Source organism: Catellatospora sp. TT07R-123 (assembly GCF_018327705.1).
In the GTDB taxonomy this organism is placed as follows: Bacteria; Actinomycetota; Actinomycetes; order Mycobacteriales; family Micromonosporaceae; genus Catellatospora.
The window spans coordinates 3,088,251-3,109,919 of sequence record NZ_BNEM01000001.1; the positions used below are offsets into that span (position 1 = coordinate 3,088,251).

Genomic DNA, 21,669 nt, shown 5'->3' on the forward strand with positions numbered 1-21,669 from the left:
GATCCGGCAACTTACTCCGGTAACGAGATCGCGGCCATGGATCGACAATGGCGATACGGCTGGCTCCTCAGTGGACGCCACAACATCGACATATGTGGTATGGAGCGCTCTCGAACTATACGCCCGGCGGCAGCCCGACCTGTGCCGCCAGCTCGGCGGCCTTCTCCCGGGTCCGCCGGGAGGGCGCGTCCAGGGCCTCCCGCACCGTCGCCACGACCTCGGCGGCGTCGCCGGTCAGCTCCCACAGCGCCCCGGCCGCGGCGAACCGGTCGCGGACGTCGCCGCCGCCGTCGCGGATCTCGCGCAGCCGCTGCGCCACATCCGGGTCGGCGTCGCCGAACACCTCGGCGGCCACCACCGCGGCGAACACGTCCAGGCGCGGCGCCACCGCCAGCGCGTCGCGCAGCGGCTCGGCGTCGCCGCCGGCCAGCCACAGCAGCCGCAGGTACATCACCTCGCCGTTGGCGATCGCGGCCAGCGCCGCGATCGCGACCGGGTCGTCCTGGCCCGCCACGGCCAGGTGCTGGGCGAGCCACAGCCGGGCCGGGAACGTCGTCTGCGGCAGGTGCCGGGCCAGCGGCGCCACCGTCATCGCGGGCGGGAGCAGGGCGAGCAGCCCGCGCAGTTCCCGCTGCTGGGCCACGTACTTGGTGGTGTGGCGGGCGTCGATCGCGGTGGCCAGGTGCACCACCCGGCCGAGCGCCGCCTCGTGCAGGGCCGGCTCCGGCGGCAGCGCGGCCAGGGCCTCGGGCAGGTTGTGCGGGGTCCAGCCGCCGCGCAGCGACTCCACCGCCCAGTCGCGCCAGCGCTTGTCGCCGACCCGGATCAGCGCGCCCAGCGCCGAGCGGCGGTTGCGGCCGCGCTCGATCGCCTGCACCAGCCAGTCGGCGTGCCGCATGGTCAGCGTGTCGTCGTCGGCGACCAGCGCGTACGCCCGCTTGCGCACCCGTTCGCCCTCGTCGTCGAGCAGCACCGCGACCAGGTCGGCCACGGCGGCGGGCAGCTCGCCCGGCAGCGCCGCGACGGCGTCGACCACGTCGCAGCGGGCCTGCTCGGTGCCGGTGCGCGCGATGGTGGTCAGCACGGCGGCGGTCCGGCCGGGGTCGCCGCCGACCGCGTACGCCAGCAGCCCGCGCAGCGAGGCCCGCAGGGTCGCCCAGCGCAGCGCGTCGGGGTCGGCGGCCCAGCCCTCAGCCAGCGCCTCCGGCACCCCGTCGGCCGGCGCCAGCCCGGCCTCCCGCAGCGCGAACACGGCGGCGACGCGCACCGTGGCGGGCTGTCCCGGGGCCAGCAGCGCGGGCAGCCAGCCCGCGGCCGCGGCCGGGTCCAGCCGGGCGGCGGCGACCAGCGGGGTGACGCGGCGGTACAGGTCGAGCTCGTCGTCGGCGTGTTCGCGCAGCATGGCGGCGAGTGCCGGATCGGGGCCGCAGAAGCCGAGCAGCGCGGTCGCGGTCTCGGCGACCCAGTAGTCGTCCACGTCGGACAGCGCCCGCAGGTTGACCGCGAAGAAGCGCAGCTGACCGTGCGCGGCCTCGCCCCCTTCGTGGGTCACGACGTCGACGAGCAGGCGCAGCAGCTGGTCGGGCAGCAGCGCGGCCGGGTCCGCGGCGTACGCGATGATCGGTGCCACCAGCATCGGCGCCTGCGGGTGCACCCCGCCGTCGGGCGGCAGCAGCACCGCCTCCAGCCGATCCATGCTGTCGTAGTCGCTGGCGGCCAACCTGATCAGGCCCAGCAGATCCACAGAGTCCACGCCACCGGTCACCGGCTGATAGTAGGCATCCGCCCCCACCGGAAGCACCCGGTCGCATAGCATCCCAGCGTGCGCCGGGTCCTGCGTGTGTCGATCATCCTGTTCGCGCTGCTGCTGACCGCGCTGACCGGAGTCCAGTTCGTACGGTCGCATTCGGCCGGACCGCTGGACCGCACCGACGCCGAGGTCGTCGCCGACGCGCTGCCCCGCCTGGCCTTCCTGCGCGAGGCCCTGGACTCCGGCAGCGCCGACCGGATGCAGCAGCTGTTCCCGGAGGGCTACTTCTTCAGCTACGCGCTCTACGGCCTGACCTGGGTCGAGGTGGGTGCGCGCGACACCGCGCCCCGCGAGCGGGCGCTGGCCGAGGCCCGCTGGGCGTTGGCGCACCTGGACTCCGACGCCGGGCGGGCCGGGTTCAGCGCAAGCCTCGACCCGCCCTACGGCGTCTTCTACCAGGGCTGGGCGACCTGGCTGCGCGGCGGCGTCGCGGCGCTGGCCGGGCCGGGCGCGCCGGAACTGCCCCGGCTGCGCGCCGACGCCGGGGCGCTGGCGGCGGCGTTCGAGCGCAAGCTGAGCGGCAGCGGGTCGCCGTTCCTGACCGCGTACCCGGGGCAGGCGTGGCCCTGCGACAGCGTGGTCGGCCTCGCCGCGGTGCACCGCGCCGACGGGCTCACCGGCGCCGACCACGGCCCGCTGGTGCGTTCGTGGCTGGCCGCCGCCGACAGCCGCCGCGACCCGGGCACGGGGCTGCTGCCGCACACCGTCGACGCCGGGTCCGGGCAGCCCACCGACCTGGCGCGGGCCACCTCACAGGTGATCATCCTGCGGTTCCTGGCCGAGCTCGACCCGGCTCGCGGCGCCGCCGACTGGACCGTGTTCCGGCAGCGGTTCGCCTCGACCGTGCCCGGCATCCCGGGTGTGCGCGAATACCCGGTCGGCACCGACCGCGCGGGTGACGTCGACTCCGGCCCGCTCGTGCTGGGCCTGAGCACCTCGGCCAGCGCGGTCGCGCTCGGCGACGCGGTGCTCTACCGCGACGCGCCCGCGGCCGCCGCGCTCACCGGGCTGGCCGAGGCCGCGGGCCTGCCGGTGCAGTGGCAGGGGCGGCGCCGCTACCTGGGCGGGGCGCTGCCGGTCGGCGACGCGTTCCTGGCCTGGTCACTGGCGACCCGACCCGGCGTCGTCACCGCCGAGGGCGACGGTCCATCATGGACGTGGCGACTTCCCTGGTACGCCTTGGTGCTGGCCGTGCTTCCACCGTGGTGGATCGTGGCCGCCATCCTGGCACGTCCGAGGCCGAAACTGTCCGAGCGGAGGGTCGCGCCGACCACGGCCAGCCACTAGGTTGCCGGGGGACATGACCGGCCGCGACCGCGGCGCAGAGACGAAACGGCAGGACAGCGGCGGTGCAGGACGATTTCGGGTATGAGGGTCGCCGCCGGCGCCGGTTCCCGGTGCTGGAACGGTTGCGCGCCGTCCCGCTGATCGGGGCCGGGGTGTTCACCGTGGCTCTGCTGCTGCTGGTGTACCAGATGGTGCAGGCGCCGATGATGTGGAGCAACGCGGAGCCCGCCGACTCCCCCGCCGCCGTGCACACCGCGCCGTCGCCGCGCAACCCCGACGTGCCGCCGCCGAACTCGCCGCCGCCCGTCGGCGCCCCGACCAGCCCCGGCGCCACGGGCACCCCGTCGCCCGGCGCCACCCCGTCGACGGCCTCGATGGCACCGTCCAGCCCCCCGGCCGCCCCGTCGCCGTCCCCCGCCCCGCCCACCGCCCCCAGCACCACCCGGTACGAGGCGGAGTCCGCGTCGCTGAGCGGCGCCCGCCAGGCCAGCGACCACCCCGGCTTCAGCGGCCCGGGTTTCGTCGACTACGACAACACCTGGGGCTGCTGGATCCAGTGGACCGTGACCGCGGCCAAGACCGGCCCGGCCACGGTCGTGCTGCGCTTCGCGAACGGGTCCGGCGTGGGCCGCACCATGTCGATCAGCGTCAACGGCGTGCCGGTCCTGCTCGACCTGCTCTTCGACAACACCCGCGTCTGGGAGAACTGGCAGAGCCGCACCGTGACGGTCCAGCTCAACGCCGGGACGAACACGATCCGGGCCACCGCGGTCAACCCCAGCGGCGGCCCGAACATCGACTTCGTCGAAGTGACGGCCTAGCGCCGCGTCAGGGCACCAGCAGCAGCTTGCCGGTGGTGCGGCGGCTCTCCAGGTCCTCGTGCGCCCGGCGCGCCCCGGCCAGCGGGTAGCGCTCGCTGATCGTCACGTGCAGCGTGCCCGCGGCGATCTGCCCCAGCACCGCTTCTGCCCGTTCCAGCAGCTCGGCGCGGGTCGCGGTGTAGTCGACCATGGTCGGGCGGGTCAGCCACACCGAACCGGCGCGCATCAGGCGGATCGGGTCGACCGGGGGCACCGGGCCGCTGGCGGCGCCGTACAGCGCGAGCACGCCCCGGCGGCGCAGCGAGTCGAGGCTGGCGTCGAAGGTGGAGGCGCCGACGCCGTCGTACACGGCGTCCACGCCGATGCCGTCGGTCAGTTCGCGCACCGTCGCGGCCAGGTCGGCCACCTCGGTGTAGCGGATCACCTCGGCCGCGCCCGCGCCCCGGGCCAGTTCCTCCTTGGCGGCGGTGGAGACGGTGCCGATGACCCGGCCGCCCATGCCGGTCGCCATCTGCGTCAGCAGCAGGCCCATGCCGCCCGCGGCCGCGTGCACCAGCACGGTGTCGCCGGGGCGCACCCGGTGGATGTCGTGGGTCAGCATGTGCGCGGTCATGCCCTGGAGCAGCGCCGCGGCGGCGGTCTCGTCGGAGACGGCGTCGGGCACCGGCACCAGGCGCTCGGCGGGCACCGCGACGTACTCCGCGTACGCGCCGAGGTGGTTGGCCCAGGCGACGCGGTCGCCGACCGCGAGGGAGTCCACGTCGGGGGCGACGGCGACGACCCGGCCGGCCGCCTCCATGCCCGGGGTCAGCGGCAGCGCGTTCGGGTAGCGGCCGGTGCGGTGATACACGTCGATGAAGTTGACGCCCGCCGCGGCGACCTGCACCACCACCTCACCCGGACCGGGCTGCGGCACGTCGCCCTCGGCCGGGGTGAGCACTTCCGGGCCGCCGAACTCGGTGATCTGGATGAGATGCATGACCGTGCCCTCCGCTTTGCTTGATCGCCGCGGTCGAGTCTGCCACGGTGACCGGCGGGCCGTTCGCATTCCGCCCGCATGCCGCCGCTGCGGCGGCGGTGGGGCATGATCCGAGATCGTGGACGCCTGATGTCGCTAGAGCAGCACCCGGCGTCCACAATGCCGGATCATGCGCGGTCAGCCCGCGAGCGCGAGCGACAGCGGCAGCACGCCGGGGGCACCCGCGAGCAGCAGCTCGCGGGCGACCAGGGCCATGGTCCAGCCCGAGTCGACCAGGTCGTCGACGAGCAGCACCGGGCCGGACCGGCCGCCGAGCGCGGTGCCGACCTCGGGCGGCAGGTCGAACGTGCCGTAGCGGGCGCGTACCCGCTGGGCGCTGTTGGCCCGGTTGGCCTGGAGCCTCGGCTCGCCGATGCTGCGCACCTCGCCCAGCAGCGGCAGCCGCCCCACCCGCGCCACGTGCTCGGCGACGCTGGCCACCAGCCGGGGCCGCCGCCGCGAGCCGATCGCCACCACGCCCGCCGGGCGCTGCGGCCACGGGTCGTCGCCCCTGGCCCACTCCTTCAGCACCTCGACCACCACGGCCAGCACGTCGTCGGGCGCCGGGCCGTCGGCCGCGGCCTCGTCCACCAGCGAGCGCAGCCGCCCGCCCCAGCCCAGGTCCGACAGCCGTCCCACGGCCCGGCCGGGCCACATCTGCTCCTCGGCGGCGATCTTGCCGGTCAGCGGCACGCCGACCGCCGCCAGCCCCGTCGGCCACATCTTGCGCGGCTCGATCACCACGCCGGGCCGCCCCAGGAACGCCCGCGCGGCGTCCAGGGCCGGGCCGGAGACCTGCGCGTCGTACGCCGGGCCGGCGCAGTTGTCGCAGCGGCCGCACGGGGCCGCCCCGGGATCGTCGAGCGTGCGGCGCAGGAACTCCATCCGGCAGGCGGTGCTGTCGGCGTACTCCCGCATGCTCTGCTGCTCGGCCTCGCGCGCCCGCGCGATGCGCTGGTAGCGCTCGGTGTCGTAGCGCCAGGGGGCGCCGGTGGCGACCCAGCCGCCGCGCACCCGCCGCACCGCGCCGTCGACGTCCAGCACCTTCAGCATCAGCTCCAGCCGGGCCCGGCGCAGGTCCACCTGCACCTCCAGGGCCTGCGTCGACAGCGGGCGGCCCGCCTGCTCCAGCGCGGACAGCACCCGCAGCACCTGCTCCTGCGGCGGGAACGCCAGCGAGGCGAAGTAGCGCCAGATCGCCGCGTCCTCGCTGCCGGGCAGCAGCATCACGTCGGCGGCCGCGACCGACCGGCCGGCCCGGCCGACCTGCTGGTAGTACGCGATCGGCGAGCTCGGCGCGCCCAGGTGGACCACGAACCCGAGATCGGGCTTGTCGAAGCCCATGCCCAGCGCCGACGTCGCCACCAGCGCCTTCAGCTTGTTGTCGAGCAGCTCCTGCTCGGCCACCCGCCGGTCGGCGTCCTCGGCCTGCCCCGTGTACGCCGCCACCGCGTAGCCGCGCGAGCTCAGGAACTGCGCCGTCTCCTGCGCGGCCGCCACGGTCAGGGTGTAGATGATCCCCGAGCCCGGGATGCGGTCCAGGTGGTCGGCGAGCCAGGCCAGCCGGTGGGCCGGGGTCGGCAGCCGCAGCACGCCCAGCCGCAGCGACTCCCGGTCCAGCGGGCCGCGCAGCACCAGCGCGTCGCCGAGCTGCTCGGCCACGTCGGCGGTGACCCGCTCGTTGGCCGTCGCCGTCGTCGCCAGGACGGGCGTCGCCTCCGGCAGCTCGGCCAGCATGGTCCGCAGGCGGCGGTAGTCGGGGCGGAAGTCGTGGCCCCAGTCGGAGACGCAGTGCGCCTCGTCGACGACCAGCAGGCCGGTCGTGGCGGCGAGCTTCGGCAGCACCGAGTCGCGGAAGTCGGGGTTGTTGAGCCGCTCCGGGCTGATCAGGAGCACGTCCACCTGCCCCGCCTGGATCTCGGCGGTGATCTGCTCCCACTCCTCCAGGTTCGCGGAGTTGATCGTGCGGGCGTGGATGCCCGCGCGGGCGGCCGCGTCGACCTGGTTGCGCATCAGCGCGAGCAGCGGGGAGACGATGACGGTGGGGCCGTGGCCGCGCTCGCGCAGCAGCGCGGTGGCCACGAAGTAGACCGCGGACTTGCCCCAGCCGGTGCGCTGCACGCACAGGACGCGGCGGGAGCCGGTGACCAGGGCTTCGATGGCGGTCCACTGGTCGGGGCGCAGGGTCGCGCGCTCGCCCGCCAGCTTGCGCAGGATGGCTTCGGCTCTGTCCCTGATGTCCGCTGTCACCGCCCTTTTCTACCAGCACGGCCCCGCCCGCCGCCGCTGGCCCGACACCACCCCGCACCCGTGGGCGCGCACGGGGCGCGGGGCGGAGATCCGCGTTTGCGGTCAAAAGCAGCGCTCGCAGTCGATGCCGTGGCCGAAAACGGCGATCTTGCGGCCGCGTAAAACCGGTTGTCGCGGCGCGGGGGGCGGCGCTAGCTTCGCGGCATGTCACGCCTTGAGGTGCGGCCCTTCGCCGTCGACGACATCCCGGCCGCCGCTGAGCTGCTGGCCGAGCGCCACCGCCGCCACCGGCAGGCGCAGCCGCTGCTGTCGGCGCGCTACGAGGACCCGGCCGCAGCCGAGGAGGCCGTACGCGGGGCGGCCGAGGCTGAGGAGGCGTCCGGCGCGGTCGCGTTCCGGGGCGGGGCGCTGGTCGGCTACCTGGTCGGCTCGCCGAAGGCCGCGGCCAGCTGGGGCGACAACATGTGGGTCGAGGCCGCCGGGCAGGCCGCCGCCGAACCGGAGGCGATGCGCGAGCTGTACGCCGTCGCCGCCGACCGCTGGGTCGCCGAAGGCCGCAAGGCCCACTACGTGCTCACCCCGGCCGCCGACGCGGAACTGGTCCGGGCCTGGTTCCGGGTGGGCTTCGGCCAGCAGCACGCGCACGGCCTGCGGGCGCTGCCGCAGCCGGGCGAGCTGAGCGCGCCGAAGGTCACCGTCCGCCCGGCCGAGCGCGCCGACATCCCCGTGCTCGCCGAGCTGGAGATCGTGCTGCCCGAGCACCAGGCCCGCACGCCCGTGTTCTCGGCGGCCCGGCCGCCGACGCTGGAGAGCTCGCTCGCCGAGTGGGGCGAGGACTTCGACGACCCGGACTTCACCACGTTCGTGGCCGTACACGACGGGGAGGTCATCGGGTCGGCGGTCGGCTGCGCGCTGGAGAAGTCGAGCTCGCACACCACGCTGGCCCGCCCGGACCGCGCCGGGTTCCTGGGGTTCGCGGCCGTGCTGCCGCACGCGCGCGGGCTCGGCGCCGGGCGTGCGCTCGGCGAGGCGGTGCTGGCCTGGGCCGCCGAGGCCGGGCACACCAGCGTCGTCACCGACTGGCGGGTCACCAACCTGCTGTCGTCGCGCGCCTGGCCCGCGCTGGGCTTCCAGGAGTCCTTCGTACGCCTGCACCGCCTGGTCGGCTACTGAGGCCCGCGCCGCCGCCAGGACCGGATGGCACCCGGCGCGGGTTGCCCGGCCGCGCGGGATTCCTCAGCCGCGGCGGGGCCGCAGGTGACGGCCGACGAACCAGCACATCCCCGCCAGCAGCAGGGTGAACAAGGACGCGACGACGGCCGGGAAGACCCAGGCCGAGGTGTCGTCGACCGCGTACACCTGCGTCCCCACCTCGACCGCCGCGACGGGGACGCCTTCGCGCACCGCGACCCCCGGCTGGGAGTACGAGACGTCGCGCTGCACCGGCCCGCCGCCGTCGGGCACGAAGTCGCCCAGCCAGATCGGACCGCCCTTGGAGCCGGAGACCGACGTCGGGGTCCAGGTGCCGTGGACGCCCTGGCCGTGTGCGGCCCGCCAGGGCGGGGCCACCGCTTCCGTCCAGCCGACCAGCACCAGCCCGGACAGGCCGAGCAGGACCGCCGCGATGACGATCGAGCCGACGACCGCCTCGCGCCGGGACTGCCAGCCCATCGTCGTACGCCTGCCCGCCACGCACCGCACGCTAGCCCGCAACCGCAAACCGCCGCACCCTCGCGTCGAAGTTCCAGATCTTGTGCGTCTGCTGTCGTCCCAGCAGCAGAAAACGCACAAGATCTGGAGCTACGACTGTTCCGCGGCCACCTCGTCCTGCGGTTCGGCCTCCTCGACCGGTTCCCACTCGACGTCCACCGCGTCCTGCGGCCCGGCTTCCTGAACAGGGCCGGGCTGGTCGAGGACGCCCTCGGCGGCCAGGACTCCGATGAGGACGGCGTCGACCGCGCGCGACCTGCCCGGCGCCACCAGCGGCAGCTCGGTGGTCGGTTCCGCCACGGCGGCCGCGGCCGATGCCACCGGGACCAGGTCCGTCGGGGCCGGTGCCGCCTCGACCGGCACGACCGCGACCTCGGGCACCAGCTCGACCGGGCCGCCCTTCAACCCCGGGGCGCGCAGCGAGGTGCGCAGCACCCGCAGCACCATCGCGGGCGTACGCAGCACGTCCGGCGGCACCAGCAGGTGCTGCACCGTGGTGAACAGCTTCCGCAGCTCCGGGTCGGCCTGCGTGGCGAGCTGGATCCGCCGCGAGTACCGGTTCAGCACCGCGATCCCCTTGGGCCGGTCCCCGGCCGTCTCCGGGTAGGCGAAGTCGCCGCCGGAGGCGAACTGCCACGGCGTGGCCACGATCCGGGCCGCCTCCCGGTAGAACGCCCTGGCCATGTCGGCGGTGGCCGACCCGTGCTCGTCGAGCAGCCGGCCCAGCGCCACGGCCTGCATCGCCGCGCAGGTCATGCCCTGCCCGTAGATCGGGTTGAAGGAGCAGAACGCGTCGCCCATGGCCAGGTATCCGGCGGGCACGTACGTGAGCTGCTCGAAGTGCCGCCTGCGGCTGGTCGGGAACCCGTACGACACCACGTCGGTCAGCGGCTCGGCCCGGTCGAGCAGCCGGGTGAGCCCCTGGTACGGCAGCGCCCGCGCGTGGGCGGCGAACGCCTCCCAGTCGCCGCTGGCGGGGAACTCGCCGTGCCAGCCGCCCATGGTGATCAGCCACCGGTCGCCCTCGATCGGCAGTGCCATGCCGGCCCGCTTCTCGTGCGGGGGCGCGGGCAGGATCAGCAGCGCCTTGCCTTCGGGCAGGTCGCCGGGGGCGCGGCGGAGCAGGCGGGTGGCGTACCCGACGTTGATCTTCACCTCGGACGCCTCGGGCGTCGGGAAGCCGAGCGCGGCGATCCAGCGGTCGGAGCGGGCGCCACGGCCGGTGCAGTCGACCACCATGTCGGTGGCGAAGTGGCGGCCGTCGTTGAGGGTGACCCCGGTGACCTGGGTGCCGGTGCCGGTGAGCCCGGCGACGGCGGTGTCGTCGTACACGGTGACGTTGGGCAGGGCGGCGACGCGGCGACGCAGCACCAGTTCGAGCAGTGGGCGGCTGAACGAGACCAGCCCGAGGCCGACGGGCTCGCGGGGGTAGAGCGCCCCGTACCGGTACACGGCCATCTCGACGCCGGGCTCGAACGGCACCGCCCCGGCGGCGGCCAGCTCGTCGACCAGGCCGGGGAAGATCGCGCCGAGGGCCTGCTGCCCGGCGGCGAGCAGCACCGCGCCGTGGTAGCCCTGCGGCACCCCGCGCCGGGGCACGGCCTGGTCCGGCAGGCGGTCCCGGTCGAGCACGATGACCTGGGCGAACCCGCCCGCGAGGACGCGGGCGACGCTGAGTCCGGCGATGCCGGCGCCGATGACGACGGCGGTCCCGCTGCGCGGCGGCGGCCCGGACGGGATGTGATCGGGGTGGGTCACCGGGACATCTTCGCGCCACGGACCGCCGCGGTCGAGTGCGCCGTACGCCGCGGTCGGGCGCGGCTGGCACAGACCGGACAGCGCCGGGATCTAACGATCAACGCGAATCGATACTAAGGTCGAGGGGGTGACGCAATCAGCCGCGATGCTGCTGGGTGGGCTGCCCGTCACCCTGATGGCCATCATCTTCCTGGGTATGACCGCCCGCGCGCAGGCCAGGCGTGACGGCGGTGCCGCGGTGCGCCTCAACGCGGCCGAGCGCGAGCGCCTGTCCGTCGAGGCCGACGAGCTGGAACGGGTCGCGGCCGAGGTGCTGGAGCTGGCCCGCGACGCCGTGCACACCGCCGAGCGCACCGCCACCGAACTGGCCGAGGCCGAGGCGGCCCGCGACGTCGCGTGGCAGGACCACATGTCGGCGGCCGAGCTGCTGGACGAGGCGAACGCCGCCGCGGCGGCGCTGCCCCAGGAGGTCCCGCTGCCCGAGGGCGACCTGCGCGAGGTGGCGCGCGCGGCCCGGGACGCGTTCAAGCGCGGCGACATCACCGTGCAGCAGATGCACGCGGTCTGGCAGCACGTCGACGGCTGGGACCAGCAGCGCCAGGACCACTACCACGACCTGCTGCGCCGTCGGGCCGACGACGCCGAGGCGGCGCGGCAGTTCCACATCGCGGCGGGGAAGGAGCGGGCCGCGCGGCGGGCCGCCGAGGTGGCCCGGCAGGCGTCGCACGCGCTGACCCAGGAGGCGGCCGACGCGGCGTACGAGGCGCAGGTCGCCAAGAACCTGATCCGCGCCAGCGCCCGCCGCCGCTGGCGCCGTACGAACGCCTGACCCCCGCCCCGCCGGCGCGGGACGGGGGCCAGGACGGTTCTCAGGACGCGTACACGGAGAACGCCGCGACCTGGCCACCGGTGGCACCGGTGTTGGCCGTGAAGCTCAGCCGGACGTAGCGCGCCGACGCGGCGGTGAAGGTGATGGTCACCGTGTTGCCCGCGCCCGGGTTGAACGTGTACGCGGCCGACGCCTTCAGCGTGCTGAAGTTGGTGCCGTCGGTGCTGCCGAGGACCGACAGCGTCTGGTCCCGGCTGCCCCAGCCCGAGGGCAGGGCCAGCACGACCTTGCCCACGGTCTGGGCGCTGCCCAGGTCCACGGTCAGGGTCTGCGGGAAGCCGCTGCCGCTCTCCCAGTACGTGCCCGCGTTGCCGTCCACGGCGTTGGCGGACGCGTACGTCTGGGTGTGGCTGCTCTCGCTGGTCGTCCGGTTCAGCGCCAGGTCCGGGTTGCCGGTCCCGCCGCCGGTGCCGAGCACCTGGAACTCCGACAGCTGACCGGCGGGCCAGCCGCTGTTGGCGGTGATGTTCAGCCGGACGTAGCGGGCCGACGCGCTGACCGGAATGTTCGCCGTGTTGCCCGTGGCCGGGTCGAACGTGTACGTCGCCGACGGCACCAGCGTGGTGTAGCCGGACCCGTCGGTGCTGCCGAGCACGGACAGCGTCATGGTGCGGGTGCCCCAGCTCGGCGGCAGCTTCAGCACGACCGAGCTGAGCGTCGCCGCCCCGCCCAGGTCCACCGTGATCTGCTGCGGGAACTGGTTGTTGACGCTCTCCCAGTACGTGTTGACGTCGCCGTCGACCGCGTTGGCGCCGACGTAGGTCTGCGACACGCTGGTGACCGTCACCGGCTTGCCCTGCGCCAGGTTGCCGGCGCCGCTGATCCCGTTGCCGGACAGGTTGATGGTCAGCGTCGGGTTGGTGGCGTTGCTGCTCACGGTCACCGTGCCGGTCTTCGCCCCCGCCGAGGCGGGCGCGAAGGTCACGTTGATCGTGCAGCTCGCCCCGCCGGCCAGCGCCGTGCCGCAGGTGTTGGCGCCGAGGGTGAACCCGGTGCCCGACGCGGTGATCGAGGTGAGCTGCGCGCCGGTGGTGCCGGTGTTGGTGACCGTCGCGGTGCGTACGACGCTGGAGCCGACCGCGGTGTCCGGGAAGGACACCGCCGACGCGGTGAGCGTGGCCGGGGACTGGCCCGGGGTGCCGTTGCCGGTCAGCGGCACGGACACCGTCGGGTTGCTCGCGTTGCTGCTGATCGTCAGCGTGCCCGAGCGCGAACCCGTGGTGGTCGGCGCGAAGACGACGTTGACGAAGCAGTTCGTGTTCGCGGCGATGGTGCTGCCGCAGCTGCCACCAGTGCCGACCGAGAAGCCCGCCCCCGACGTGGTGATCGAGTTGACGGTCGCGGCGCTGCTGCCGCCGTTGCTGACGTACACCTGCCGGACCACGCTGGACCCGATCGAGGTGTCCGGGAAGGTGATGCTCGGCGGGCCGACCGACAGCGTCGGCGGGATCGGGTTGATGCCGGTGCCGGACAGGTTGACCGTCAGCGTGGGGTTGCTCGCGTTGCTGCTGAGGGTGAACGTGCCGGTCTTGGCACCGGTCGAGGTGGGCGCGAAGGAGACCGTGGCGAAGCAGCTCGCCCCGGCCGCCAGGGTGCCCGTGCAGTTGTCGGTCCGGCTGAACTGCGCCGAGATGCTCGTCCCGGACAGGGTGGCCGCGGCCGTGCCGGTGTTGGTGACGGTCACCGTCACCCCGGGCGTGGTCGTGTTGATCACGGTGTTGCCGAAGGCGAGGCTCGCGGGCGAGGCCTCCAGGGTGGCGCTGCCGGGCGGCGTACCCCCGCCGAAGATCTGCAGCTCGGAGAGCTGCCCGGCCGGCCAGCCGGTGTTGGCGGTGATGGTGACCCGGACGTAGCGCACCGACGTCGCGGTGAACGACGCGCTCGCGGTGTTGCCGGTGTTCGGGTCGAACAGGTAGCCCGCCGACGCCTTCAGCGTGCTGAAGTTGGTGCCGTCGGTGCTGCCCTGGACCGTCAGCGTCTGGGTGCGCGCACCCCACGACGCCGGCGGCGGCAGCTTCAGCGTCACCGAGCTGACCTGCTTGGCCGAGCCCAGGTCCGCCTGGAGCCACTGCGGGAAGGCGTTGTTGTTCGACTCCCAGTAGCTGCTGGTGTTGCCGTCGTTGGCGTTGGTCGCCGGGAGGCCGCCGCTGCTGCTGCTGGCGGTCATGGTCGCGCCGACGGCCAGGTTGGTGTTCGGGTCGGCGCCGGTGCCGGTCAGCGCGACGGTGATCGGCTGCGGCGTGGTCGAGTTGGTCACCGACAGGGTGCCGTTGCCCGCGCCGACCGCGGTCGGCGCGAACCGCACCGTGACGGTGCAGGAACCGCCACCGGCCAGGCTGACGGGGCAGTTGTTGGTCTGGGTGTACGGACCGGACACCGCGACCGCCGACACCGACGCCGCACCCGTGCCCGGGTTGGTGACGGTGACCGTCTGCGCGGCGCTGGTCTGCCCGACGGTGACCGACCCGAAGGCCAGGCTGCCCGGGGTGACGGCCAGCGTCGAGTTGTCCGACACGCCCCGGCCGACGAAGTCGACCCAGTTCACGTTGAAGATCGAGCCCTGGCCGGTGTCACCGGCCGGGTTCTTGGCGATCAGGAACAGCGGCCCGGTCGCCGTGCCCGCCCCGGAGATCGTGGCGGTGGCGTCGGTGTACGTCTGCCAGCCGCCCGTACCCCCGAAGGTCGCCGTGCCGACCAGCGGCCCGGTCACGGACCCGGTCCGGATCTCGACCCGCCCGCCGGAACCCGGCGAGGCCACCCGGACGCGCACCGAGTCGATGCCGGTCAGGTTCACCGGGGTGTATGTCCAGAAATCGCCGTCCTCGATGAAGCCGAGGTTCTGGAACCCGCCCGCCGGGTCGGAGGTCGTCTCCCGCTGCACGCCGGGGTCGCCGCCGCCGATGCCGCTCGGGGCCCGGCCGGTGCTGTTGAAGAACTCGGCCTGCTTGTGCTTGGGCTGGAGCACCCGCGTCGACCGGCCGGTCTGGGCCCCCACGCCGCCGGGCCCGCCCTTGTCCGTGTACGTCGCCTCGATCACGCCGAAGGTGTTGGCGTCGTCGCCGTGTCCGGTGCCGAGCGAGGTCTGCACGATGCCCGAGCAGCCGGTGTAGCTCTGCATCGGGTGCGCGTGCTCGTCGTGGCCGAGGTAGTACTGCACGGTGACCCGCGAGCAGTCGATGGTGCCGTCCTCGGGGTCGGTCACGGTGACGCTGAACCGGACCTGGTCACCCCAGGTGAAGAAGCCGCCGTCGACGGGGGTGGTCAGGTTGACCGTCGGCGCGGTGTTGCCCACCGCGATCAGCACGTTGGCCACGCCGGTCTTGCCGCCCGGGTCGCGTACGGTCAGCTGGGCGGTGTAGTTGCCCGCCGTGCTGTACGTGTGCGACGGGTTGGCCGCCGTCGAGGTCTGCCCGTCCCCGAACGCCCACGAGTACGTGATCGCCTGGCCGTCCGGGTCGTTCGAGCCCGCACTGGAGAACTGCACGGTCAGCGGGGTCGGACCCGAGGTCGGGGTGCCGGAGGCGACCGCGACCGGGGACCGGTTCCCGGAGTTGTAGTCGATGCGGTAGATGCCGGAGTCGGCGTTGTTGCCGCCGAAGCCCGTGCCCCACTCGATCAGGTACATCGCGCCGTCCGGCCCGAACTCCAGGTCCATCGGGCGCAGGAAGGCCATGGACGGGAACAGGTTGTTGATGTCGACCAGCGACTTCCCGTCCGGCGTGACCTGCATCGTGTACAGCTTGTTCTGGTTCCACTCGCCGAACAGCGCCTTGCCGTCGTAGTAGGCGGGCCACTTGCGGTCCGACACCAGCGCGGCGTTGTAGCGGTACACCGGCCCACCCATCGGCGCGCCGCCGCCCCCGATCTCGGGGAACAGCGGGTTGCCGCCGTAGTCGTAGTCGACCGTGGCCGGGCGCGCGGCTGGCAGGTTGGTCAGGCCCGTGTTGTTGGGCGAGTTGTTGACCGGCGCCGCGCAGTTGAACGCGGCCCCGCTCGGCCCGGACGGGAACGTGTAGTCGACGTAGGCGTAGTTGTTGCCGATGCAGTACGGCCAGCCGTAGTTGCCCGCCGACCCGATGATGTTCCACTCCACCGTGTTCTCGGGGCCGCGGGCGGCGTTGGGCGCCCCGGCGTCGGGACCGTAGTCGCCGACGTACAGCGTGTTGGTCGCCTTGTCGACGCCGATCCGGAACGGGTTGCGGAAGCCCATCGCGTAGATCTCGGACCGGGTCTGCGCGGTGCCCGGCGCGAACAGGTTCCCCGACGGCACCGTGTACGTCCCATCGGCCTGCGGCTTGATCCGGATGATCTTCCCACGCAGGTCGTTGGTGTTGCCCGCCGAGCGCTGCGAGTCGTAGTCCTGCCGCCCGGCCCGCTCGTCCAGCGGGGCGAACCCGTCGGACTCGAACGGGTTGGTGTTGTCGCCGGTGGCCAGGTAGAGGTTGCCCGCGCTGTCGAAGGTCATCGAGCCGCCCGCGTGGCAGCACGTGTTGCGCTGCGTGGTGACCTGGAGCAGCACCTTCTCCGTGGCGGGGTCGATGGTGTCGCCGGAGGCGGTGAACCGCGAGATCTGGTTGCGCGGGCCGCCGGTGTTCGGCGAGTAGTACAGGTAGATCCAGCCGTTGGTCGCGAACGACGGGTCCAGCCGCATGCCGAGCAGGCCGTCCTCGTTGCCGGTGAAGACGGGCAGCGTCATCGCGGTGACGGTGGTGCCGGTGCTGGGCTTGATGATCTGCACCCGGCCGTCGCGCTCGATGTAGAAGACGCGGCCGTCGGGGGCGACGTCGAGCTCCATCGGGTTGCTGGTGTTGCTGTCCAGCGTGACCTTGGAGAAGCTCGCGTCGCGGCTGGCGGTGCAGTCGGCGCTGACGGCGCCGGCGGTGGTCTGGATGCCGCCGAGCAGGTGCGCCCGGAACGCGGTGTCGCTGAACGCGGCCGCGTCGTGCCCGGCGGCGGTGTACCAGGAGCGGCCGCCGTCGTAGTTCTGGCACCAGGCGATCGGGTGGTCGGCGCCCATGGTGGCGGTGCCGGGCGTGTAGCTGCGCTCGTCCAGGCTGGCCAGCACGTGCACGCGCGTGCGCGGGTTGCTCTGGAAGGCGTACCACTCGTCGGAGCGGGTCCACTTCGCGGGCAGCGAGGCGGTGGACGGGTGCGCCGGGTCCTCGACCTTCACGGTGGCGTTCTGCACCGCGGGGTGGCTGGAGAAGTAGGCGCCGACGAGGTTGCCGTACCAGGCCCAGCCGTACTCGGTGTCGGAGGCGGCGTGCACGCCCGCGTAGCCGCCGCCGGCGCGGATGTAGCGCTCGAACGCGGCCTGCTGGTTGGCGTCGAGGATGTCGCCGGTGGTGGACAGGAACACCACCGTGGCGAAGCGGGCCAGGTTGGCGTCGGTGAACGCGGCCGCGTCCTCGGTGGCCTCCACGGTGAACCCGTTGGCGGCGCCGAGCTGCTGGACGGCGGTGACGCCCGCCGCGATGGAGTCGTGCCGGAAACCGGCGGTCTTGGAGAAGACGAGCACGTTGTAGTTGGCGGCGTGGGCGGCCGCGGGCAGGCCGACCAGGCCGGTCAGGGCCAGGGCGGCCACGGTGAGGACGCGCAGCAGCGCTGCGCGCAGGGACAGACGCGCGGGACGGGCGCGGGACACGAGAGTCTCCTCGTCATTGCGGGACGTGGGAAGACCCTTCGGGTGAGCGGCCCCGGAGGGGGGTTCATGGCGCCGATGTTTCGAAGCAGTGACAAATTTGCACGCTTACGGTGACTCTTGTCAATGAGAGTTAGGAAATTTGCATGCCAGTCCACTGTGGATGGCACACCGCGCCATCGAGCCACAGAACCGGCTTGCGGCGTGAATCCGGCATGCCGGAAATGCTGGAGGGTACAGTGGCGCAGGTCACATACCCGCGAAGGCGCGGAATAGTTGAACCTTCAATGACATTGAGTAGGCTGTAGCGGTAGTTGAACAATCAACGACCACGAAATGCCTGCTGAAGGAGCACATGATGAGCACGACGACCAGCCCGACCCTCGCGGAACTCACCGGCACCTACACGGTGGACGTGGCGCACAGCACCATCGGCTTCGTCGCCCGGCACGCCATGGTCACCAAGGTCCGCGGTGCGTTCAACGAGTTCGAGGGCGCCGGCTACCTCGACGGCGGTGACGTCAGCAAGTCGCACGTCAAGGTCACCATCCAGGCCGCCAGCATCGACACCCGCAACGAGCAGCGCGACGGCCACCTGCGCAGCAACGACTTCCTCGACATGGAGAAGTACCCGACGATCACCTTCGCCTCGACCTCGGTCAAGCAGGTCGACGCCGAGAACTTCCAGGTGACCGGCGACCTCACCATCAAGGACGTCACCAAGCCGGTGACCATCGACTTCGAGTACCAGGGCGCGGCCACGGACCCGTTCGGCAACCACCGGATCGGCTTCGAGGGCTCGGTCGCGATCAACCGCAAGGACTGGAACGTGACCTGGAACGCGGCCCTGGAGACCGGCGGCGTCCTGGTCAGCGACAAGATCACGCTGGAGTTCGAGATCTCCGCGATCAAGAACGCCTGACCTTGAGCCGCACGCCGTGCCCCATCCCGCCCGTGCCAGGGTGGGGTGGGGCACAGGTCTGTGGGGGCACCGCCGCGATGTGGGATTCTTGACGGCGTGACCTTGCAGCTCGCAACGCTTCCCGTGGACCCGCCGGTGGTGCTCGCACCCATGGCCGGAATCACCAACGTGGCGTTCCGCCAGCTCTGCCGCGAGCAGGGCGCGGGGATCTACGTCTGCGAGATGATCACTACCGTCGCGCTGGCCGTGCGCAACCCGAAGACCGACAAGATGATCGAGTTCGGGCCGGACGAGTCCCCCCGCAGCATGCAGCTGTACGGGGTCGACCCCGTGATCACCGCCAAGGCGGTGCGGCGCGTCGTCGAGGAGAACCTGGCCGATCACATCGACCTCAACTTCGGCTGCAGCGTCAAGAAGATCACCAGCAAGGGCGGCGGCTCGGCCATCCCCTGGAAGCGCAACCTGTTCGGGGCGATCATCAAGGCCGCCGTCGACACCGCCGCGCCGGCAGGCATCCCGGTCACCATCAAGATGCGCAAGGGCATCGACGACGACCACCTGACGTACCTGGAAGCGGGGAAAATCGCCCAGGACGCGGGCGTGGCCTGGGTCGCCCTGCACGCGCGTACGGCGGCGCAGCGCTACTCCGGCGAGGCCGACTGGGAGTCCATCGCCCGGCTCAAGCAGGCGCTCGACGTGCCGGTGCTCGGCAACGGCGACATCTGGGAGGCCGACGACGCGCTGCGCATGGTCCGCGAGACCGGGTGCGACGGCGTCGTGGTCGGCCGGGGCTGCCTGGGCCGCCCGTGGCTGTTCGCCGACCTGGCCGCCGCGTTCGCCGGGCGCCCCGAGCGGATCATGCCGAACCTGGGCGAGGTCGCCCAGGTCATGCGGCGCCACGCCGAACTGCTGGTGCAGTGGTGGGGCGCCGAGCGCGAAGCCGTCACCGACTTCCGCAAGCACGTCGCCTGGTACCTCAAGGGCTTCCCGGTCGGGCCGCAACTGCGCCAGGCGATGGCGATGTCCTCGTCGCTGATGGAGCTCGACGACCTGCTGGGCAAGCTGGAGCACGACGAGCCGTTCCCGGTGGCCAACCTCGGGCAGCCGCGCGGGCGCACCAACTCCCCGGCCAAGGTCGTGCTGCCGTACGGCTGGCTCGACGACCGCGACAGCGCCGCCGTCCCCGAGGACGCCGAACACGACGACTCCGGCGGCTGAGTCAGTCGGTCTCCTTCGGGTGCCTCGTCGAGGCGTAGGTGATCCACACCAGACGCGCCCCACGATCGACGCCGAACCAGATCCGGCCGCCCGAGGTCACCTCGTACTGCCACTGCTCCATCGTGACGCCCTTGACCGTGACATGCGCGAACCCCGCCTTGAGGCGGTGGTGGCGGTCGACGTTGACGGGCGTCTGAGGGTCGAGGTCGATCGCCTCCCAGGCGGCGCGCAGCGCGTTCGGGGCGACCCGGGCCAGCTCCTCCCAGCCTTCCGCGGCGTCCTTGGACGCGAACCGGATCTCGTAGCCGTCTGGCCGCCGCGGTGGCGCCACCCGGTCATTGCGCCCGGCCGGCATCGTCGATCACCACCTCCGGCGGCAGCGCCACCCCGAGATCGTCGTCGAACGGGCCGCGCAGGCGGGCCGCGAGCTCCGGGTCCGCGTAGATCGCCGCAGTGGCCCGCCACTCCCGCATGAGCCGCTCCATCGGAGCCCACACCTCGAGGTCGCTGCACGCCTCGAAGGTGGCGACGAACTCGGCGGCGAACTCCGGCCGATACTCCTGCGGAATGAACTGAAGCCAGGGGAAGCTGTCGAGCAGCAGGCTGTCCAGGTCCCCGGCCCGCTTGGCGTGTACGAGCGAGTTGCGTAGCAGCCGCTCGGCGATGCGCACCCCCGCCCGGGTCGCGGCAGCCCGTGCCGCCGTCATGAGGACGAATGCCGCGCCTTCGCCGCGCCGTTCGAGGCGGGCCTCGCCGTCGCGCTCGACAGCTGCGGCCACCTCCCGCGGATTTCGGGCGATGTCGGACCATTGCAGCGTCGCACCAACTCCCATGACCCCAATCATGAACTAATTCATGATCAGATACAACGCGGCGGCGAGCCTGCCGAGGTGCGAGACTGCGGGCATGGCGGAGGTCGGCTGAGATCGGCCTGCTGCGCGACCAATACCGCGCCACCGCCGCCGGCACCCGCCCGCTGCGCCCCTGAGCGCGAGGTAAGGAAGGCACCTGCTACCTCGCAGAGCGGGAAGAAGGTGCCTTCCTCACCTCGGGTCGTGGGCGAGGGCGAGGACCCAGGCGAGGCGGGAGGCAGGGAGGGGGACGAGGTCCCCGACCAGCCCGCCGAGGTGGGGACGGACGAGGTAGGCGTAGGTGAGGCCGGTCTCCGGCAGCGGCGTCGCGGCGAGGGCGAACAGGTCGTCGGCGCGTACGTCGAGGGCTTCGGCCAGGGCGGTCAGCTCGTCGGGGGTGGCGGGGCGCTCGCCGGTGCGCAGTCCGGCGAGCGCGGCCCCGGTCAGGCCCGTGATCGCGGCCAGGCCGGTGGCGGACAGGTTCCGGTTGGCCATCAGCGCCGACAGCAGCGGGCCGAAGCCGTGGCCGGGTGCGGGGTCGTCGGCCGGTGCGGGCGGTTCCGGCTGGACGGGCCACAGCGAGCGGGCGAACCGGCGCAGCCGCAGCAGCTCGGCGGGCTCGCAGGCGCGGGCCAGCAGCACCAGCTCGGTCACCTGCGCTCGGGCCTGCGGCGCGGCGGGCCGCAGTTCGGCGGGCACCGGCCAGCCCGCCGCGGCGAACAGGTCGGCCGGGCGCAGGCCGAGCGCGGTGGCCAGGGCTCGCAGCAGCACGGGGTGCGGCTCCAGCGAGCCGCGCAGCAGCAGCTCAAGCTCGTCCGGGTCGAGGTCGGGCAGGCGGGCGAGGTGGTCGGCGTGCAGGCCGCGGTTGGCCAGCAACCGCTGCAGGAGTACGCCGAAGCCCGGCGCGTCAGACATGGCGGTAACCATAACGGTCCTGCCCCGCCCGGCCCACCCCGCGCGGGCGCGCACACCGTATGCGGTGTGGGCACACCGTATGCGGTGTGGGCGCAGGCAGGGCTTGACGCCGCTGGCACCATGGCCGCGTGTCTCCCGATTTCACCGTCGTGCTGCGCGGCTTCGACCGCGAGGAAGTCGACAGTCTGCTGGCCGAGTTCGCCGAGGGCCGCCTGAGCGCCGAGGAGCTGACCCGGGTCGACCTCACCGTGGTCCTGCGCGGCTACGACCGCGTCCAGGTGCTGGAGCATCTGGCGCTGCTGGCGGCCACCGCCACGGCCGAACCCCTGGCGGCATCGCGGCAGCAGTCGTTCGCGACCGTGCCGTTCTTCGCCAAGGGCTACGACCGGGCCCAGGTGGACGCGCTGGTGGCGCGGGTCGCCCCGGTGCTGGCGGGCGGCGGCGGGATCACCGCCGACGAGCTGGAGCGCGCCGCCGTCGACCTGGCCCGCGGCGGATACGACCGCGAGCAGGTCGACGGGTGGCGCGCGGCCGTCGTCCGCGAGCTGCGCGGCCGGGGCTGAGCCAGGCCGCGGCGGC

16 protein-coding genes are annotated in these 21,669 nt (G+C 73.2%); 7 read left to right on the plus strand and 9 right to left on the minus strand.

All coding sequences use genetic code 11. The features are described 5' to 3' along the window. Positions 1 to 115: 115 nt before the first annotated feature. Positions 116 to 1,765, minus strand: coding sequence for a hypothetical protein (locus Cs7R123_RS13150; protein WP_212826459.1), 1,650 nt, complete (start codon positions 1,763 to 1,765; stop codon positions 116 to 118). Positions 1,766 to 1,822: 57 nt separating this feature from the next. On the opposite strand from Cs7R123_RS13150, the gene Cs7R123_RS13155 reads away from it, so the two are divergent. Together Cs7R123_RS13155 and Cs7R123_RS13160 are read left to right on the plus strand one after the other, a co-directional pair. Continuing rightward, on the plus strand, positions 1,823 to 3,097 hold the full coding sequence (locus Cs7R123_RS13155) for a hypothetical protein (protein ID WP_212826461.1): 1,275 nt from the start codon (positions 1,823 to 1,825) through the stop codon (positions 3,095 to 3,097). 62 nt (positions 3,098 to 3,159) lie between these two features. Further along, a complete protein-coding gene (locus Cs7R123_RS13160) occupies positions 3,160 to 3,918 on the plus strand; it encodes a CBM35 domain-containing protein (RefSeq protein WP_212826463.1) in 759 nt (252 codons plus the stop codon). A gap of 7 nt (positions 3,919 to 3,925) precedes the next feature. On the opposite strand, the gene Cs7R123_RS13165 is transcribed toward Cs7R123_RS13160, so the two are convergent. Next, the gene (locus Cs7R123_RS13165; RefSeq protein WP_212826465.1) at positions 3,926 to 4,897 is read right to left on the minus strand and encodes a quinone oxidoreductase; all 972 of its coding nucleotides are present in this window, start codon (positions 4,895 to 4,897) and stop codon (positions 3,926 to 3,928) included. A gap of 177 nt (positions 4,898 to 5,074) precedes the next feature. Continuing rightward, positions 5,075 to 7,186, minus strand: coding sequence for a RecQ family ATP-dependent DNA helicase (locus Cs7R123_RS13170; protein ID WP_244871799.1), 2,112 nt, complete (start codon positions 7,184 to 7,186; stop codon positions 5,075 to 5,077). A gap of 204 nt (positions 7,187 to 7,390) precedes the next feature. On the opposite strand from Cs7R123_RS13170, the gene Cs7R123_RS13175 reads away from it, so the two are divergent. Then, complete coding sequence (locus Cs7R123_RS13175; protein WP_212826467.1) at positions 7,391 to 8,359, plus strand: GNAT family N-acetyltransferase; 969 nt, start codon at positions 7,391 to 7,393, stop codon at positions 8,357 to 8,359. Positions 8,360 to 8,422: 63 nt separating this feature from the next. On the opposite strand, the gene Cs7R123_RS13180 is transcribed toward Cs7R123_RS13175, so the two are convergent. Beyond that, positions 8,423 to 8,878, minus strand: a complete 456-nt coding sequence (locus tag Cs7R123_RS13180) for a hypothetical protein (RefSeq protein ID WP_212826469.1) — start codon at positions 8,876 to 8,878, stop codon at positions 8,423 to 8,425. A gap of 108 nt (positions 8,879 to 8,986) precedes the next feature. Continuing rightward, positions 8,987 to 10,654 carry an NAD(P)/FAD-dependent oxidoreductase gene (locus tag Cs7R123_RS13185; RefSeq protein ID WP_212826471.1) on the minus strand — a complete coding sequence of 556 codons (1,668 nt, stop codon included), beginning with the start codon at positions 10,652 to 10,654 and terminating at the stop codon, positions 8,987 to 8,989. Between the two features lie 127 nt (positions 10,655 to 10,781). Between Cs7R123_RS13185 and Cs7R123_RS13190 the strand changes: the two genes are divergently transcribed. Next, complete coding sequence (locus tag Cs7R123_RS13190; protein ID WP_212826473.1) at positions 10,782 to 11,483, plus strand: hypothetical protein; 702 nt, start codon at positions 10,782 to 10,784, stop codon at positions 11,481 to 11,483. Positions 11,484 to 11,523: 40 nt separating this feature from the next. On the opposite strand, the gene Cs7R123_RS40155 is transcribed toward Cs7R123_RS13190, so the two are convergent. Then, the gene (locus Cs7R123_RS40155; RefSeq protein WP_244871800.1) at positions 11,524 to 17,187 is read right to left on the minus strand and encodes a ThuA domain-containing protein; all 5,664 of its coding nucleotides are present in this window, start codon (positions 17,185 to 17,187) and stop codon (positions 11,524 to 11,526) included. A 355-nt stretch (positions 17,188 to 17,542) separates the two neighbouring features. Here Cs7R123_RS40155 and Cs7R123_RS13215 point away from each other — a divergent pair, with 355 nt between their 5' ends. Then, positions 17,543 to 18,106 carry a YceI family protein gene (locus Cs7R123_RS13215; RefSeq protein ID WP_244871801.1) on the plus strand — a complete coding sequence of 188 codons (564 nt, stop codon included), beginning with the start codon at positions 17,543 to 17,545 and terminating at the stop codon, positions 18,104 to 18,106. Between the two features lie 96 nt (positions 18,107 to 18,202). Further along, positions 18,203 to 19,324, plus strand: a complete 1,122-nt coding sequence (dusB, locus tag Cs7R123_RS13220; RefSeq protein WP_280517293.1) for a tRNA dihydrouridine synthase DusB — start codon at positions 18,203 to 18,205, stop codon at positions 19,322 to 19,324. Between the two features lies 1 nt (position 19,325). Here the strand turns inward: dusB and Cs7R123_RS13225 are convergent, their stop codons facing one another. From Cs7R123_RS13225 to Cs7R123_RS13235, 3 genes are all read right to left on the minus strand, one after another. After that, positions 19,326 to 19,655 (minus strand): hypothetical protein, encoded by a 330-nt coding sequence (locus tag Cs7R123_RS13225; protein ID WP_244871802.1) that lies wholly within the window; start codon positions 19,653 to 19,655, stop codon positions 19,326 to 19,328. Positions 19,656 to 19,659: 4 nt separating this feature from the next. After that, positions 19,660 to 20,157: a hypothetical protein gene (locus Cs7R123_RS13230; protein ID WP_212826478.1), complete on the minus strand. Its 498-nt coding sequence runs from the start codon at positions 20,155 to 20,157 to the stop codon at positions 19,660 to 19,662. 210 nt (positions 20,158 to 20,367) lie between these two features. Continuing rightward, entirely contained in the window at positions 20,368 to 21,090 is a 723-nt protein-coding gene (locus Cs7R123_RS13235) for a helix-turn-helix domain-containing protein (protein WP_212826480.1), read from the minus strand. Positions 21,091 to 21,218: 128 nt separating this feature from the next. Here Cs7R123_RS13235 and Cs7R123_RS13240 point away from each other — a divergent pair, with 128 nt between their 5' ends. After that, complete coding sequence (locus Cs7R123_RS13240; protein WP_212826482.1) at positions 21,219 to 21,653, plus strand: DivIVA domain-containing protein; 435 nt, start codon at positions 21,219 to 21,221, stop codon at positions 21,651 to 21,653. Positions 21,654 to 21,669: the final 16 nt, after the last annotated feature.

Excerpts from the sequence above, each read along its gene's own strand:
- Cs7R123_RS13165 (WP_212826465.1), bottom strand. The coding sequence starts at position 4,897 with ATGCATCTCATCCAGATCACCGAGTTCGGCGGCCCGGAAGTGCTCACC.
- Cs7R123_RS13175 (WP_212826467.1), top strand. The coding sequence starts at position 7,391 with ATGTCACGCCTTGAGGTGCGGCCCTTCGCCGTCGACGACATCCCGGCC.
- Cs7R123_RS13215 (WP_244871801.1), top strand. The coding sequence starts at position 17,543 with ATGAGCACGACGACCAGCCCGACCCTCGCGGAACTCACCGGCACCTAC.
- Cs7R123_RS13230 (WP_212826478.1), bottom strand. The coding sequence starts at position 20,157 with ATGGGAGTTGGTGCGACGCTGCAATGGTCCGACATCGCCCGAAATCCG.
- Cs7R123_RS13235 (WP_212826480.1), bottom strand. The coding sequence starts at position 21,090 with ATGTCTGACGCGCCGGGCTTCGGCGTACTCCTGCAGCGGTTGCTGGCC.